The sequence below is a fragment of the Adhaeribacter aerolatus genome (assembly GCF_007991635.1).
Taxonomy (GTDB): domain Bacteria; phylum Bacteroidota; class Bacteroidia; order Cytophagales; family Hymenobacteraceae; genus Adhaeribacter; species Adhaeribacter aerolatus.
Genome location: NZ_BJYS01000009.1, coordinates 155,298 through 170,087, shown reverse-complemented (window position 1 = coordinate 170,087; position 14,790 = coordinate 155,298). Strand labels below are relative to the sequence as shown.

Genomic DNA, 14,790 nt, shown 5'->3' with positions numbered 1-14,790 from the left:
AGAGATTAATATTTGGTTATTATAATTAAAAAATGTCCAGGGTAAAATCTGCTTTCTGGGGTTCCGTTTCTTCTCAGCTGTTCATGGTCGTTTCCATGTTGCTGGGTATGGTTACCACCCCTTTTATTTTAAGGTTTTTAGATAAAGAAGAATACGGCTTATCTACTATTCTTTTCCAGATAGTTGGTTATTTATCCATGTTCGATTTTGGTTTAGGCAGCGCTATTGCCCGGTATCTGGCAACCAGCCGCGGCGAAGATGAAGCTTCGCGTACAGCCGTTAACCGCATCATTTCAACCAGTTTTTTCACATATTCTGCCCTGGGAATACTGGTAATTATAATTGGCGTAGCAGCCGCTCCTTTTTTGCCGAATTTCTTTGACATGGATGCCCGCCTAAGCGATGTAGCCGTAAGTATTGCGCTCACTTTAAGCGTATTTATGGGGCTGCAGTTTCCTTTAAAGGTGTTTAGCAGCATTTTTTACGCGCACCAGCGGCAATTATTATCTAACACCAACGGCTTTGTTATCGGTCTTTTAAACTTAGTACTGCCGGTCGTTTTTCTGTATTTCGGCCACGGGTTGTGGTCTTTTGTTTATACCAATATTATTATTGTTCTAATCAGCATTATTACCACGGCTTACCTGCTGCAGCGATATTACGGCTACTTAAAAATTAGCCGGAAGTATTTCGACCGGAAGTTGCTGGGCGAAATGTTTTCGTTTGGTTTTTTCCTTTTTTTAAATGCCGTTGCCGTTCAGATTATATTTTTTACCGACCGATTTTTTATAGGTTCATTTGTTTCCCTTTCGGCCGTAACCATTTATTACCTAACCGCTAAGGTGCCCGAAATATGCATGAACCTGGTTTTTAAAATAACCGATAATGCTTATCCGGCTATGGTAGAAATAGTGTCGAAAGAAGGCGGTGATAAGTTTAAGAAGGTACATCAGAAACTATTACTAATAACCGTTTGCTGCATCTGTACGGCTTTTTGGCTGGTGCTTATCCTCGATTACTGGTTTATTAAACTTTGGGTGGGTGAAAGCAATTTTGCCGGTTATAGCGTGCTGGCTTTAACGTTAATTTTAATGACTACCCATTCTATTCAGCATGTTAGCGCCATTTGCCTCAACGGAGCCGGCTTAGTAAAAGGGTTCAGTATTGTTTCGATGTTTGATGCGGCCATAAACCTGACCCTAACTATTTTACTGGGCCGCAAATACGGCATTGAAGGTATTTTGCTGGGTACCATTATTGCGACCTGTGTAACCTCAATGTGGTACATTCCTTACACGGCTATGAAATTTATGAAGATTAGCCTCGTAGAGTATTTGCTAAAGCCCATTTTAATGCCTTTTATCTTGATAAGCTTATTAGGGGTATGTGCTTATTATTTAACCAACATGCTTGTTCAGGGTGTAGATATTAACTGGTTTACTTTTAGTTTAATTGGATTTTGTCTGACGGTAGTATTCGGTATATTTATTTGGCTGGTTTTTCTGCGATATGAATTCTTAGACTATATACCGGTAAAGTTCAGAAGGTTTTTATTTGTGTAGTTCGGGTATGTAATGTGAAAATATTATGAGTAAGATTCCTGCAGTTTCGGTTTTAGTTCCTACTTACAACAACGCTCAGTTCCTGGATGAGACCATCCAGAGTGTATTAAACCAATCTTTTCCTGATTTTGAATTAATTATTGTTGATAATCAGTCTACTGATAATACCCAGGAAGTAGTGGAGGCATACCTCACCGATTCGCGGGTAAAATATTATAAAAATGCCAGCAATCTGGGTATGGTAGGTAACTGGAATAAGTGCCTGGAATATGCGCAGGGTACTTACATCAAATATTTATGCTCCGATGATAAATTTCATCCGGATTTGCTGCAAAAGTTTGTGGCGGTAATGGAGCAATATCCGCAAGTGGCTATTGTAAGCTCTTACCGCGAATATTTCGGCCAGAAGCGATTTAAACCGGAATTACCGCCTTTTACAGGGTTGCGGCCGGGTAAAGAAATTATTTATAAGTCGCTGCAGGATTGGAACTGGATTGGTGAGCCTACAACAGTTATGTTCCGGCGGTCGGGTTTGCAAGTAGGTCAGTTTAAAACCGATTATAAGTATTTTCCGGATTGGGATATGTGGTTAAGGTTACTAACCACCGGCGACTGTTACATGATTCCCGAAACATTATCTTATTTTCGGCTGCACCCCAATCAGGTTACGGCTTTGGTTATGCAAAATCTATCGAACATTTTCGAAGAATATTATTTGTTTAAAGCCATAAAAGAGCAAAACGAATATAAAATAAACTTTCAGGAATTTGATATAGATGCTTTAATCAAGAAAAAAGCTTTTAAATGTACCCGGGCTATTTACAGGCTAATTCCAAAACTGAAAGAAAAGAGAAACTGGTCTTTGCTAACGCAGGGGATTTCTATTGGTTTCTCAGAGAAAGTTGTGTTAAAAGCCCTAACCGGCATGTAAAGGTATTCTCAGGTAACGGAGCTTAATATATTAAAACAATAGCTTAAAATCTAAAACATATCTCTCCATTAAAATTGCTTTAAAAGCCGTATAACATGATTATTGTTGATAAATATTTACAGGAACGCGAAAAAGCAGGCAAGCCAATCCGGGTGGGTTTATGGGGTGCCGGCGAAATGGCCAAAGGGCTGGTAAACCAGGTAATGCGCTATACTCCCGGTATGGAGATTGCCGTTATTGCTAATCGCACCTTAAGCAAAGCCCAGGAAGCTTACGAATATACCGGCCATACCGCACAGGTTTGCGATAATCTGGCCGATTTGCAAGCCGTTGTTTCGGCGGGCGGTTTGGCCGTAACCGAAGACGGCGAACTGCTGTGCGAACTCGAAGGGCTGGATTTATTGGTAGAATGTACTGGTACCGTGCATTACGCGGCTAACCTGGTGATGAAAGCCATCGATAACAAAAAGCACGTGTTGCTGTTTAACCCCGAAGTTGATGCGCTGGTAGGACCGATTTTAAAAGTTTATGCCGATAAAGCCGGCGTCATGCTCAGTGGCGCCGACGGCGATCAGCCGGGTGTAATCATGAATTTATTCCGGTTTGTAAAAGGTTTGGGCTTAACCCCGCTCATTTGTGGTAATATTAAAGGCTTACAGGATTTTTACCGCAACCCTACTACCCAGGCTAGTTTTGCCGCCCGCTGGCAGCTAACCCCCGAAATGGTGACCCAATTTGCCGACGGTACCAAAATATCGATTGAACAAGCTTGCGTAGCCAATGCCACCGGCATGGGTGTAGCCAAACGCGGCATGATTGGCTTAAATTATAATGGCCACATCGACGACATGGTGACCATGTACGATGTAGAAGATTTGAAAAGTAAAGGCGGTGTGGTAGATTACGTGGTTGGCCCGAAACCCGGACCCGGCGTATTTGTGTTTGCCACCACCGACGACCCCAAAACCAAGCATTATTTAGAATACGGCAAATTAGGTCCTGGTCCGCTTTATAGCTTCTATACTCCTTATCACCTGATTTACTTCGAAATTCCGATTTCGATTGCCCGCATGGTGTTGTTCCAGGATATTATTATGGCCCCAATAGCCGGACCAGTAGTAGAAGTGGTAACTTTTGCCAAAACAGATTTAAAAGCCGGTAAAGTACTTGATGGCTTAGGCGGTTACGATACCTATGGCCAATGCGAAAATGCTACTACCGCTCGCCAGGAGAATTTATTGCCGGTTGGTTTAGCCGAAGGCGCTACCCTGAAACGCGATTTATCGCGCGATGATGTAATTACTTTCGACGATATTGAATTACCGGCCGATAACCTGGTGCAGCGCTTATACCGCGAGCAAACCCAATTGTTTTTTCCGGAATATCAGGCCAAAACCGTAGAAGCTTAAAACTTAACATAAACTTTATTTAGGGCCATGTTTTTTCTAAAAATTTAGAGGGTAATTGGTTGCGGTTTTAAAGCGGCTACACCTTAGGCGTTAATAATTACAAAAACAGAACCCCATTCACACATCAGCACATTAAAAATTAGCACTTTAAAAATGATACAAACAACAAAAGCCGGAACCGATAACCGGATCCTGCAAGAAGACATGGTAGCTATCTACGAAAAGCTATCGGGGCCTGAAAAGGACAAACTGCGGAATTCCACTATTCTGTTAACCGGTTGCGGTGGATTCCTCGGCTATTATTTTATGCACTTCTTTTCGCATTTTGCAGAAGAATTGCAGATTAAGCAGATTATTGCCCTCGAAAACTTCCTGACCGGTACCAAAGATTGGTTAGATAATCTCGTAGACAGTAATCCGGACCTGATAAAACTTTATGAATTTAACGTAATCACCGATTCGGTAGAAAACGTACCGGGTGCCGCCGAAGCCGATATCGTGATTCACATGGCTTCTATTGCTTCGCCTACTTTCTACCGCATTTACCCCATCGAAACCGTAGATGCTAATATTACCGGCTTGCGTCGTTTGCTTGATTTTTACGCAGAAAAGCAATTAAGAGGATTTTTATTCTTCTCCAGCAGCGAAATTTACGGCGATCCGTTTCCGGAATTTATTCCAACCAAAGAAGATTACCGCGGCAACGTGGCTTCTATCGGGCCACGGGCTTGCTACGACGAAGCCAAGCGTTTCGGCGAAACTCTTTGCTATTTGTTTGCCCAAAAATATAACATGCCCATTGGTATTGCCCGGCCCTTCAACAACTACGGCCCCGGTATGAATATTAACGACAAGCGCTTACCGGCTGATTTTGCCAAAGCCGTAATCGAAGGCCGCGACCTCGAAATTTTATCGGATGGTACCCCAACCCGTACATTCTGCTACATTTCCGATGCCATTAACGGTTATTTAAAAGTATTGCTCCACGGCCAGTTCGATGTATTTAATATTGGCATGGACAATCCGGAACTGTCGGTGCGCGAGTTTGCCGAAATATTTAACCGCAACGGTAAAGAAATATTCGATTATCAGGGCCAGATTTCTTTCAGCCAATCAGCTGATAAAGAATATTTAACCGATAACCCGAACCGCCGCTGTCCGGATATTACCAAAGCCAGAACAATATTAAATTATAGCCCAGCCGTGCTGGTAGAAGACGGCATTAAGCGTTACTTAGAATTTTTGCACATTAACAACGGTAAATTAGTATGATCACAGTATTAGGATTAGGATTTGTTGGCTTAACTACCGCTTTAGGCTTCAGCAAAAAAGGCTTCAAGGTTTACGGCATCGACGTAAACCAGGAGCGGGTAAACAGCATTAAAAAATACGAAGTGCCGTTTTACGAGCCGCACTTAGATGAAGTACTGCGCGACGAATTAGGTCAGAATTTTATTGTTGACGCTTCCCTAGCCGAAGCTGTAAACGATAGCAAAGCCGTTATTATTTGCGTGGGCACACCAGGAAACCCCGATGGCAGCGCGAACTTAACTTACTTGTTAGACGCCGTAAAAAGCATTTTTGAAGTAAGCCAGGGCGATTTTAAAGTAATCGTAACCAAATCTACCGTGCCGCCTTCCACGGTTTCTAAAAAAGTTAAACCTTACGTTGACGAGCTGAACAGCCAGTATAATAAGCCTATTGGATTAGCTTCTAACCCGGAATTTTTGCGCGAAGGTTACGCCTGGGATGATTTTATGAACCCGGACCGCGTGGTAATTGGGGTAGAAGATGAGCGTTCAAAGGAGATCCTGAACCAGTTGTATCTGCCTTTCAACGCACCGGTGCATTATGTTACCTATAACTCTGCTGAGTTTATTAAATATTTATCTAATACATTGCTTTCTACGCTCATCAGCTTCTCGAATGAGATGGCGATGATTGCCGAGCATATTGGCAATATTGATGTACCAGGAGCCTTTAAAATCCTGCATCAGGATAAGCGTTGGAGTGGCCAGCCGGCAGCTATGGCCAGCTACGTATATCCAGGTTGTGGTTACGGTGGTTACTGCTTGCCTAAAGATACTGCCGCCCTCAGCAGCATTGCCCAGGAGCACGGCTTTATGCCAAAAATACTGGAAGGCAACCTGCAGATAAACGAAGAGATTAAAGATTTTGTGGCCGATAAAATTGCGGCGGTGGTACCAACCAGCAGCAAAATTGGTATTCTGGGTTTAGCTTTTAAAAGCGGTTCCGACGATGTGCGCCTGAGCCCAAGCAAATTCATCATCGAGAAACTGCTGGAAAAAGGCTATACCAATATTCTGGCTTACGATCCAATGGCCAACGAAGTATTTGCGAAAGAATATAACCTGCCGATAACTTACGTAGATACCCTGCCTGAATTGGTAGAGCAAGCCGATGAACTGGTATTATTAACCAGTTGGGCCGAGTTTAAGCAAAACAAAGCTTTAATTACCAGCAAACGGTTATTTGACTTCCGCTACGCTTTTGCCGAATTGCCCAGCGCACCGGTAGCTGATACCCTGACAGCTTAAGAAACCAGATAAAGATATCGCTTCCATTGTATTGGAAAAACTGCCGGTACAGTGGAGCGAGTACTTCTGAGACTTTTGGCAGCAGTGTTATTCATTTATATCTATAACTTAATGCGGTATACATTAAAAACGGCAGCGATAAACAGGCAGCAGTAAACAAATATTACCGTTTTGACTTTTTATGAAAAAATTAGATTCCTTTCCCGGCGGTGCCTTTTTATTTGAATCGCATCACTTCGAGGACGAGCGCGGTATTTTTTTAAAGGTATTTAATACCGATAACAGCTTTTTAAACGATTACACGGTAAGGCAGATTAATTATGTAACCTCGGTCGAGAAACATACTTTGCGGGGTTTGCACTATCAGCGCGATACTAATGCTGAGTCCAAAATATTCCGGGTAATCAGCGGGGCAGCCCAGGTGGCGTTTGTAGATGTAAGAACCGATTCGCCTACTTATCTGCAAGCCAGCACCGTTGTACTCGATAATCCCAAAAGAGCTGTTGCCATACCACGCGGTTTTGCTACCGGTTACCTTACTTTAACCGCCCATACCGTTATGCTTTACCTCGCCGACAATGATTACAACGTAGGTGCCGAAGCCGGCCTGTTGTGGAACGACCCGAAACTGAATATTAATTGGCAAATAAAGAACCCTATTCTTTCGGAAAAGGATAAAGGCTGGTCTATTGTTAGCAATTAGGTTATCTTTTTAAAGTAAATAGGTGAGTCTTTAATTTTGAAGACTCCTCCGTTAAGAAAGTTTTAAGCCGACGCTAGCAATTGTTTGATAAACGCCAGCTGTTGCCCAAACTAGCTTCCTGGTGGAATAATGTTTATTATAAATCTGTTTTACTAAGTATCTGATTTTTAACTCTATGGTACTTGTAAATCATAATTTAGAATCGATTACTAATAATGTAGTTTAAGATAGGCAAGCTTTGCGAGCAACTAAAAACCGATGTAAGATGAAAAATCCGCTTGGTTATAAGTTAGACCGAAGAAAAGTGCTTTTTAGGTTTTATTAGTAACTATGATTTGGTATACCTTAAAAAGTTACCGCTATAATGCTTATGATACAGCTTAGGTAATCCTGGTATTACCAGAAGAATAATTGTTCTTGATTTTATAGCTAAATACAGTGATTTCTAAAGCCAATTATATGTTGGAACTGTAGATAGCCGGTGAAAAGTAAAAGATTTAAAGATGAATACCAGTTATTCCCGCTTCCGGAAATTTATTTATCCATGCCATAATCAGGATTTGTAATTTGTAACGGAATATTTATCTTTAAATAATATTTATATACTTATTTATATTATTTATAAGTAGGATAAAATAATTATAGCGAATAAATGAATACAGCGCCTAAGGTATCGGTTTTAATTCCGACCTATAACTCGGCTTCTTTCCTGGACGAAGCGATACAAAGTGTGTTAGACCAGTCTTTTCCTGATTACGAATTAATTATAGTAGATAACTGCTCAACTGATAATAGTAAGGAAGTAATCTCAAAATACTTGAGCGATAATCGGGTTACGTATTATAAAAACAGCACCAATATTGGCTTAGTAGGTAATTTTAATAAGTGCCTGGAATATGCCAAAGGCGATTATATTAAATTTTTATGCTCGGATGATAAATTTCATCCCAAATTGCTGGAAAAATATGTGGCCGTAATGGACCAGTACCCTAATGTATCGCTGGTTACCTCTAACCGGGCCATATTTGGGTTTAGAAATTATACCTGGGTGCTGCCATTAACCCACTTGCAAAAAGGCAAAACTGTTGCTTATCATTCGCTTAACGATGTAAACTGGATAGGAGAGCCTACTTCTGTTATGTTCCGGCGGGCCAACCTAACTGTTGGGGGGTTCCGCTCCGAGTTTACGTACCTCACCGATTGGGATATGTGGCTCCGGCAATTAGCAGTCGGCGATTGCTATATAATACCCGAGGCACTTTCTTACTTTAGAGTACACGAAAACCAGTGCACGGCCAATGTAATGAAAAATCTGTCGAACTACTTCGAAGATTATTATTTTTATAAAGGCATCAAAAACCACAATCTCTACAAGCTCGATTTTGCGGAATTCGACATTGATACGCTGATTAAAAGAAAAGCAGCCGATTGTGTGAAAGTTATCATAAAAGTTATTCCCCGGCTGGTAGAAAGAAAAAACTGGCAAGTACTGAATAAAGCGGTTAATATTCTTTATTCCGAAAAAGTGTTCCTTCCTTCTGTTGCGGTCGCTATTGGTTTGCTCAAACGGAAAGCGTTGCAAGAGGCTTAAAAACTTAAGCTATTTGTTCTAAAAAACGGCTGCGTGGATTTTTTTTCTATAGGGATACAGGGCTTGCCAGGTGCAGAATGTCAGAGCATTTATGGGTTAATAGAGGCTACAGACAGAAGGTAAACTGAGTGCAGCCGTTTGTTAAGTAGGTAAAAAATAAAACAAATAGGCAAAATAGTAGTAAAAGCTAAGCTATTGTGGCTTTTTAAATCCTGAGGAGCTTTCAAATAATAAAGGGGCTAATTTGCCGAAATTAACGGTATGTTCTTCCGTTAAAAAGATTATGGGTATTTCAGGTGCCAAAGATGTACAAGTTTCAATTACGCAGAATGATTAACACAGTTTTAGATAATAATTTTTTAAAATATTTCTTTAGAGCCAGTCTTTGTATTTATTTGGTAGTGCTTTGCTGGGTACTTTTTTTTCAGGTGGGAACTACCGACCGCGATACGTATTTTGTAAATCCGGACGACCATTTGCTTCCTTTTCATAGTACCATCGAAATGCTAAAAAAAGCCTTTGCTTACCGGTATGCACCGCACGGCGACCAGTTTCGGGATATTTTCTTAATAAATATAATGGGTAACCTGGTTTTATTGCTGCCCTGGGGCTTTTTAGCACCATTAGTACTGGGTAAACTGCATAATGTAAAAAGAGTAGCTATATCGGGTTTTCTGATCAGTTTTTCAGCCGAAGTAATCCAGTTTACTTTCAGCTTGGGTATAGCCGACGTAGATGATTTAATTTATAATACCATTGGCGCCGTAATGGGTTTTTATTTACTCCAGATTGCGAAGTACATGTTATTTAAAATGACCGATTTACCCCTTAACCGCTTGAGCAATAAAGAATATAACCAAAAAAGTGCGTGAGCCGCAATCTTCTGGAAATTAATAAATCAGCCCGATTAAGGTAAAACTTAACCGGGCTGATTTATTCTGGGATCTTTCAAAATTTAGCTTCTCCCAGAGCAGCCGCCTCTCTTACTTCAGCCGGTTCAACCTCGTTCTCCAGCATAGGAGCCGCTATCTTTCTGCCGGCTAACAATATCAGCAGGCCCGTTATAGCACAAAAAGCCATCACCCCAACCATAGGCAGAACCGTACCATTGTGCAGTAAACTTACAATGGCCGAGGCCAGGGCACCCATTCCCATGCGGGCACTTCCCATTAAGGCGGAGGCACTGCCGGCGTTTTTAGCAAACGGGGCCAGCGACAAGGCCGATGCATTAGGTACATTTAAGCCTTGCCCGCATAAAAATAGGAAAAGTAAAAGTATAAGACTGTATTGACCATACCATCCGCCTAAAGTGCCCAGCACCAGCAAAATTCCCAGCATGGTTTGGCCGGTAAGCGCAATTTTAATGAGCTGTTCGCTCGTAAACCGGCGGAGCAGAAGGGTATTTACCTGGGTAGAACCAATCATGGCCGCTGCCAGAAAAGCAAATATCCAGCCGTATTCCTGTTCGCTCACTTTGTAAATATTCAGAAACACATCCGGAGAACCTGAAATATAGGCAAAAGGCGCCGCCGACCCGATACCCCCTGCCAAGGTATATATTAGAAACTGCGGGTTTTTGATTACCGCGTAAAAGTTAGCTAATACAGCCCTCGGGCGCAGCGACAGCGATGTATCTGGCTTGGTGCCGTTGGGTAAAGAAGTATAAATGCCCAGTACAATTAAAGCCGCAATACCCGCTAAGATCAGAAAAACGTAATGCCAGCCCACCGTAGCGGTTACATAAGCGCCCAGCGTAGGTGCTATCATTGGCGAAACCGCAATAACTAACGTAAGCAGCGATAAAACTTTAGCAGTCTCGCTTACCGGAAATAAATCGCGCACCAGCGCCATAGCGGCCACCATCCCTGCGCAACCTCCAACTGCTTGTAAAAAGCGCATCAATATTAAAGTTTCGGCAGAGTTGGTTAAGGCACACCCCAACGACGATAATATATACAAAGCCATACCGGCATAAAGCGGCATCTTACGGCCATAGCGATCGAGTAACGGACCGTACAGCAACTGACCGGCCGCAATACCAATCAGGTAACTGGTTAACGAAAGCTGCACCTGCTCAATGGTCGTGTTCAGGTCTGCGGCAATGGCCGGAAAACCTGGCAAATACATGTCAATAGAAAAAGGGCTGATGGTAGAAAGGGCTCCTAAAATCAGGATTATAATAAAGTGTTGTTTCCGATTCATCTTTGGTACTAACAGACAAAGAGAACAAAACGAATATTAAGAGGGCGAGGTTCATAAATTCAGCAGAAATAAGCTTAGCTGAACCTCAGATAAATGATGGGCTTACTTTAGTAGGTTTAAGTAGTATCAGGTAAATTAACAATTTTCTTTTAGGCTATATCCTTAGTCCGTTATAGATGATTAAATTTTAAACCTAAAAAGTTAAGACAGGGGAAGCAGAAATTAAGTATTTATTTAAAACTATATTCTAAGGAATAAGTATACTGAAGATTATGACTGTAGTAGCAAAGTAACCCCGAGATTATTCGTATGGCTGTTTAGTTCATCCTATCCAAATACCCCAAATAATGGGTATATACTGTATAGATTAATAAATATTAGATAATATTATTTTAATAATTTGTTAAAAGTAACGTTTATTATAAATTGATTGGAGTTTGTATACCTTTATATGTTTTTTACTATATTTACTATAAATGCACTATAGAAGGTTTAAGTAGGGTTTAATTTAATAGTCTTTAATAATAGTACTTACGCCTTGAGTATGGAATGCTCCCTTGCGGAGTCTTTGCCAAACAAATTGCGGGAGAAAACATACGGCAACCAGCGCCTGTTTGATGATGTTTTGCGTAAGTCCTAGATAATGATAAATGCTTAATATGAAGAATAGTTTACTTAATTTTTCCCATTTTGTTGATTCCAAAAGTTTGGAAACTGCCAGAACTACCAAAGACGGTGAATTTAATTTAGAACCGGGCGCTATAGCAAAATTTTTCCTTTCTATTATTCTGCTGCTGACCATAGCCCATGCCATTGCCATTTATTTAATTTTTAACTTCCCGGATAGCAATCGGGTAGTCTCTTTAATGGATAAGTACTTTAATTTTAATAACGAAAGTAATTTCCCTTCTTTCATTTCAGCGGTAAACCTGTTAATTGCCGCCGGCCTTCTTTTCTTTATCGCCAGCTTTTCAGTTACCGAAAAGCTGAAAAAGAATAAAAAGTTTTGGCGGTTACTGGGCTGTATTTTCCTGTTTCTTTGTTTCGACGAGGCCACTCAAATTCACGAAGAGTTGGTTTTAACCGTTCGGAATCGGATGCCAAACTTATCCGGTATTTTTTATTATGCCTGGGTTATTCCTTATTCTGTTTTATTTTTAGGCGTAGTGGTTTACTTTATGAGGTTTGTGCTGGCATTGCCTGCAAAAACCAGGAATTTATTTTTTATATCCGGATTCCTTTTTGTGTTTGGGGCCATCGGGTGCGAATTGGTAGAAGGATATATTGAGAAATTTTATGGCAGAAATCTTATTTATAATCTATTTACTACCGTAGAAGAATTTTTAGAAATGGTAAGCATCGTTATTTTTATTTATGCGCTGCTCGACTATATTACCCTGTATAAATCCAAGTTTACTTTATTAATTAAGCATAAGTCCTGATTGGTAGTTCTTAAAGGCTCAAAATAAGACCCCACAATTCATAACCGCTAAAAAGTCTTTCCACTTAATATCTCGCTAAAGGCAGGTACATACTTTACCGGCAAGCTTACATGGGCTTATCTGTACAGCATCATTATGGCTATCTCCAGGTACTCTTAAATTTTTAGTATAAGCTGATAACTAAAGTTTAGAAATATATTTGTATAAATCTAATAAAATGTGATATTTTGCCGTGTAAATTTATTCTTATCCAGTGCAGGCAGATAACACGGTAGCCATTCCGGAGGAAAAGGAGACGCGCTTAATGCCAGCACTGCAAAGTAAATTGATTTGCCGCTGTAACCGGTAAAAGGCAGTATCTATAATACAAAGCGGAATATTGTTATAGGAGATAAAATAATCGCGTTGCCAATATGGTTTAGTACAGCAGTAGCGGTAAAAGGCTGTAGGTTTTTACCCGCGCCCTGGGGGCTGAAAAACGAATATTATAAACTCTGGGTGCAAATTAAATTTTATTCTATCATATGGGCTTGTAATAGCCTGCAAAGCATATTGAAGGAGGTTTTATCGGCGTACTGCTAAATTTGAACTTGCTGCCCGGATCGGTTATTTTTAGCGTAACCAGAATAACCTCCCTCATTTCTCGTTGGTAATAGCATTAGGTTTTAAGCAGCTTATCCAAAAGAAATGACAAAAACACTCATTCTAACCGATAAAGCGCAGGAATATAACCGGCGTAGTAAGTGGCAAACGATTGTCTGGGTTTTGGTTGGAGCGGGGGTAGGGTTACGCCTATTTCATTTCCTGGATAATCGTTCTTTTTGGGTAGACGAGATTTACCTGGCCAGCAGCTTAGTCCGGATGAATTTTCTGGAGTTAATGGCGCCGGCCTTAGATTACCAGCAAAAAGCACCCATTGGCTTTTTGTGGCTGGTAAAGCTTTGCGTACTGGCGTTTGGTAAAAGCGAAATGGCCTTGCGGGTAGTTCCACTATTGTCGGGGATTGCCGCTTTATTCCTTTTTGTGCCGGTATGTCGGGCTTTGCTTAAGCCCATAGGGGTAGTTGTAGCGGTAGGGGTGCTGGCATTTGCGCCACCTCTGGTATACCACGCCGTTGAAATGAAGCAATACAGCACCGAACTACTAGCTACTATTGTTGCTTTATACCTGTATAACCGCTACCATCAGTTGCAAAATATTAAAGCCGTTTTATCATGGGGCTTTTGGGGCGCGCTTATCATCTGGTTTTCCTATGCTTCTATATTTATTCTGGCGGGCATGGCCGGAGGCATCGGCATTTATTACTTACGCCAAAAAAACTGGCCGGGACTTTTACGCATTATTATTACCGGTACTATCTGGCTGCTGAGTTTTACCCTTAATTTCTTCATGTTTACGAATAAATACGCCGATTCGGAGTGGTTGGTAATCTGGTTTCAGAACGAGGGTGGCTTTATGCCTTTGCCGCCAACCTCACTAGCCGACTTGGAATGGTTTGGCAGTACTTTGTACAAAATGTTTTTTTATCCTTTGGGTATATTGTGGCAAGTATCGCACCTCCAAAATCCGGTGCTCCATTTCCTAGCCAGATTGCCGGTTTTACCACTTTTATTTCTGGGTACCGGCTTGTTTACCGTTTACCGGCGAAATCAGAAGTTATTCTGGGTGCTGGTGCTGCCCTTGTTCTTGACCCTGCTGGCATCCGGCCTTAAAATTTACCCGTTTTACGAACGATTGGTTGTATTCCTGGCACCCCTGTTTATCCTTTTTATCGCCGCCGGCGCAGCTTATTTAGCCTCCCGTTTACCGGCCCGCGCGGAGTTCCGTTACATTCTGCCGGTCTTGTTATTGATTATTCCGGTGGTAAGTTCAATCGCTCAGGTCATAAATCCGCACTTGTTTGGCGGTTACAAAAAGGCTTATCACCGCGAAGTTTTTCTCTATGTAAATGATCATCTTCAGCCCGGCGATGTGGTTTATATATATTGGAATGCGCAGCATACCTATAAATTTTACAAAGATACTTACGGCTTAAAGTTTGATGCCATAGAAGGAAGGGATGTGCGGTATCAATCTAACAGTACAGAGGCGTATTTTCGAAATTTAGAACCAGATTTTAAGGCCTTAGCAGGTAAAAAGAGGGTTTGGGTAATTTATAATACCTATTACGCTAGTAAAATAGGGGAAATTGTAGGAACACCGGCCTACTATTATGCCGACTTAGTTGATGGTAAAAAGCTGCACGATAAATTTTTAACCATGGGAAAGGAAGTGCTTACTTACAATGCCTTAGATGTAAAGCTAAGCCTGTTCGATTTCTCCGCTAAATAGCTTTTCTGGTTGCCTGGTTTTTTGTTTTGCCGCATCCGTAATAAAAAAGACTGGCTTCTTC

At 41.2% G+C, this 14,790-nt stretch carries 11 protein-coding genes; 10 read left to right on the top strand and 1 reads right to left on the bottom strand.

Translation table 11 applies throughout. The features are described 5' to 3' along the window. The first annotated feature begins 32 nt into the window (after positions 1-32). The 8 genes from AAE02nite_RS08545 to AAE02nite_RS08510 all read left to right on the top strand — a co-directional run bounded on the left by AAE02nite_RS08545 (position 33) and on the right by AAE02nite_RS08510 (position 9,626). Positions 33-1,562: an oligosaccharide flippase family protein gene (locus tag AAE02nite_RS08545; protein ID WP_146897070.1), complete on the top strand. Its 1,530-nt coding sequence runs from the start codon at positions 33-35 to the stop codon at positions 1,560-1,562. Positions 1,563-1,587: 25 nt separating this feature from the next. Then, positions 1,588-2,493: a glycosyltransferase family 2 protein gene (locus AAE02nite_RS08540; protein WP_146897067.1), complete on the top strand. Its 906-nt coding sequence runs from the start codon at positions 1,588-1,590 to the stop codon at positions 2,491-2,493. Between the two features lie 95 nt (positions 2,494-2,588). Further along, on the top strand, positions 2,589-3,902 hold the full coding sequence (locus tag AAE02nite_RS08535; RefSeq protein WP_146897063.1) for an NAD(P)H-dependent oxidoreductase: 1,314 nt from the start codon (positions 2,589-2,591) through the stop codon (positions 3,900-3,902). Between the two features lie 153 nt (positions 3,903-4,055). Beyond that, positions 4,056-5,174, top strand: coding sequence for an NAD-dependent epimerase/dehydratase family protein (locus tag AAE02nite_RS08530; RefSeq protein WP_146897060.1), 1,119 nt, complete (start codon positions 4,056-4,058; stop codon positions 5,172-5,174). Continuing rightward, a complete protein-coding gene (locus tag AAE02nite_RS08525) occupies positions 5,171-6,460 on the top strand; it encodes a UDP-glucose dehydrogenase family protein (RefSeq protein WP_146897057.1) in 1,290 nt (429 codons plus the stop codon). Before AAE02nite_RS08530 ends, AAE02nite_RS08525 begins: the two co-directional genes overlap by 4 nt. Positions 6,461-6,641: 181 nt before the next feature. Continuing rightward, positions 6,642-7,163, top strand: coding sequence for a dTDP-4-dehydrorhamnose 3,5-epimerase family protein (locus tag AAE02nite_RS08520; protein ID WP_146897053.1), 522 nt, complete (start codon positions 6,642-6,644; stop codon positions 7,161-7,163). 652 nt (positions 7,164-7,815) lie between these two features. Beyond that, entirely contained in the window at positions 7,816-8,754 is a 939-nt protein-coding gene (locus tag AAE02nite_RS08515; RefSeq protein WP_146897050.1) for a glycosyltransferase family 2 protein, read from the top strand. 329 nt (positions 8,755-9,083) lie between these two features. Then, positions 9,084-9,626: a VanZ family protein gene (locus tag AAE02nite_RS08510; protein WP_170252551.1), complete on the top strand. Its 543-nt coding sequence runs from the start codon at positions 9,084-9,086 to the stop codon at positions 9,624-9,626. 76 nt (positions 9,627-9,702) lie between these two features. Here AAE02nite_RS08510 and AAE02nite_RS08505 read toward each other — a convergent pair whose 3' ends face one another. Beyond that, positions 9,703-10,956 (bottom strand): multidrug effflux MFS transporter, encoded by a 1,254-nt coding sequence (locus AAE02nite_RS08505; RefSeq protein ID WP_146897044.1) that lies wholly within the window; start codon positions 10,954-10,956, stop codon positions 9,703-9,705. 707 nt (positions 10,957-11,663) lie between these two features. Here AAE02nite_RS08505 and AAE02nite_RS08500 point away from each other — a divergent pair. Both AAE02nite_RS08500 and AAE02nite_RS08495 read left to right on the top strand, forming a co-directional pair. Beyond that, positions 11,664-12,398 carry a DUF8692 domain-containing protein gene (locus tag AAE02nite_RS08500; RefSeq protein WP_146897041.1) on the top strand — a complete coding sequence of 245 codons (735 nt, stop codon included), beginning with the start codon at positions 11,664-11,666 and terminating at the stop codon, positions 12,396-12,398. Between the two features lie 687 nt (positions 12,399-13,085). After that, positions 13,086-14,729: a glycosyltransferase family 39 protein gene (locus AAE02nite_RS08495; RefSeq protein ID WP_146897038.1), complete on the top strand. Its 1,644-nt coding sequence runs from the start codon at positions 13,086-13,088 to the stop codon at positions 14,727-14,729. Positions 14,730-14,790: the final 61 nt, after the last annotated feature.

Excerpts from the sequence above, each read along its gene's own strand:
- AAE02nite_RS08545 (WP_146897070.1), top strand. The coding sequence starts at position 33 with ATGTCCAGGGTAAAATCTGCTTTCTGGGGTTCCGTTTCTTCTCAGCTG.
- AAE02nite_RS08520 (WP_146897053.1), top strand. The coding sequence starts at position 6,642 with ATGAAAAAATTAGATTCCTTTCCCGGCGGTGCCTTTTTATTTGAATCG.
- AAE02nite_RS08495 (WP_146897038.1), top strand. The coding sequence starts at position 13,086 with ATGACAAAAACACTCATTCTAACCGATAAAGCGCAGGAATATAACCGG.
- AAE02nite_RS08510 (WP_170252551.1), top strand. The coding sequence starts at position 9,084 with ATGATTAACACAGTTTTAGATAATAATTTTTTAAAATATTTCTTTAGA.
- AAE02nite_RS08535 (WP_146897063.1), top strand. The coding sequence starts at position 2,589 with ATGATTATTGTTGATAAATATTTACAGGAACGCGAAAAAGCAGGCAAG.
- AAE02nite_RS08540 (WP_146897067.1), top strand. The coding sequence starts at position 1,588 with ATGAGTAAGATTCCTGCAGTTTCGGTTTTAGTTCCTACTTACAACAAC.
- AAE02nite_RS08525 (WP_146897057.1), top strand. The coding sequence starts at position 5,171 with ATGATCACAGTATTAGGATTAGGATTTGTTGGCTTAACTACCGCTTTA.
- AAE02nite_RS08530 (WP_146897060.1), top strand. The coding sequence starts at position 4,056 with ATGATACAAACAACAAAAGCCGGAACCGATAACCGGATCCTGCAAGAA.
- AAE02nite_RS08505 (WP_146897044.1), bottom strand. The coding sequence starts at position 10,956 with ATGAATCGGAAACAACACTTTATTATAATCCTGATTTTAGGAGCCCTT.
- AAE02nite_RS08515 (WP_146897050.1), top strand. The coding sequence starts at position 7,816 with ATGAATACAGCGCCTAAGGTATCGGTTTTAATTCCGACCTATAACTCG.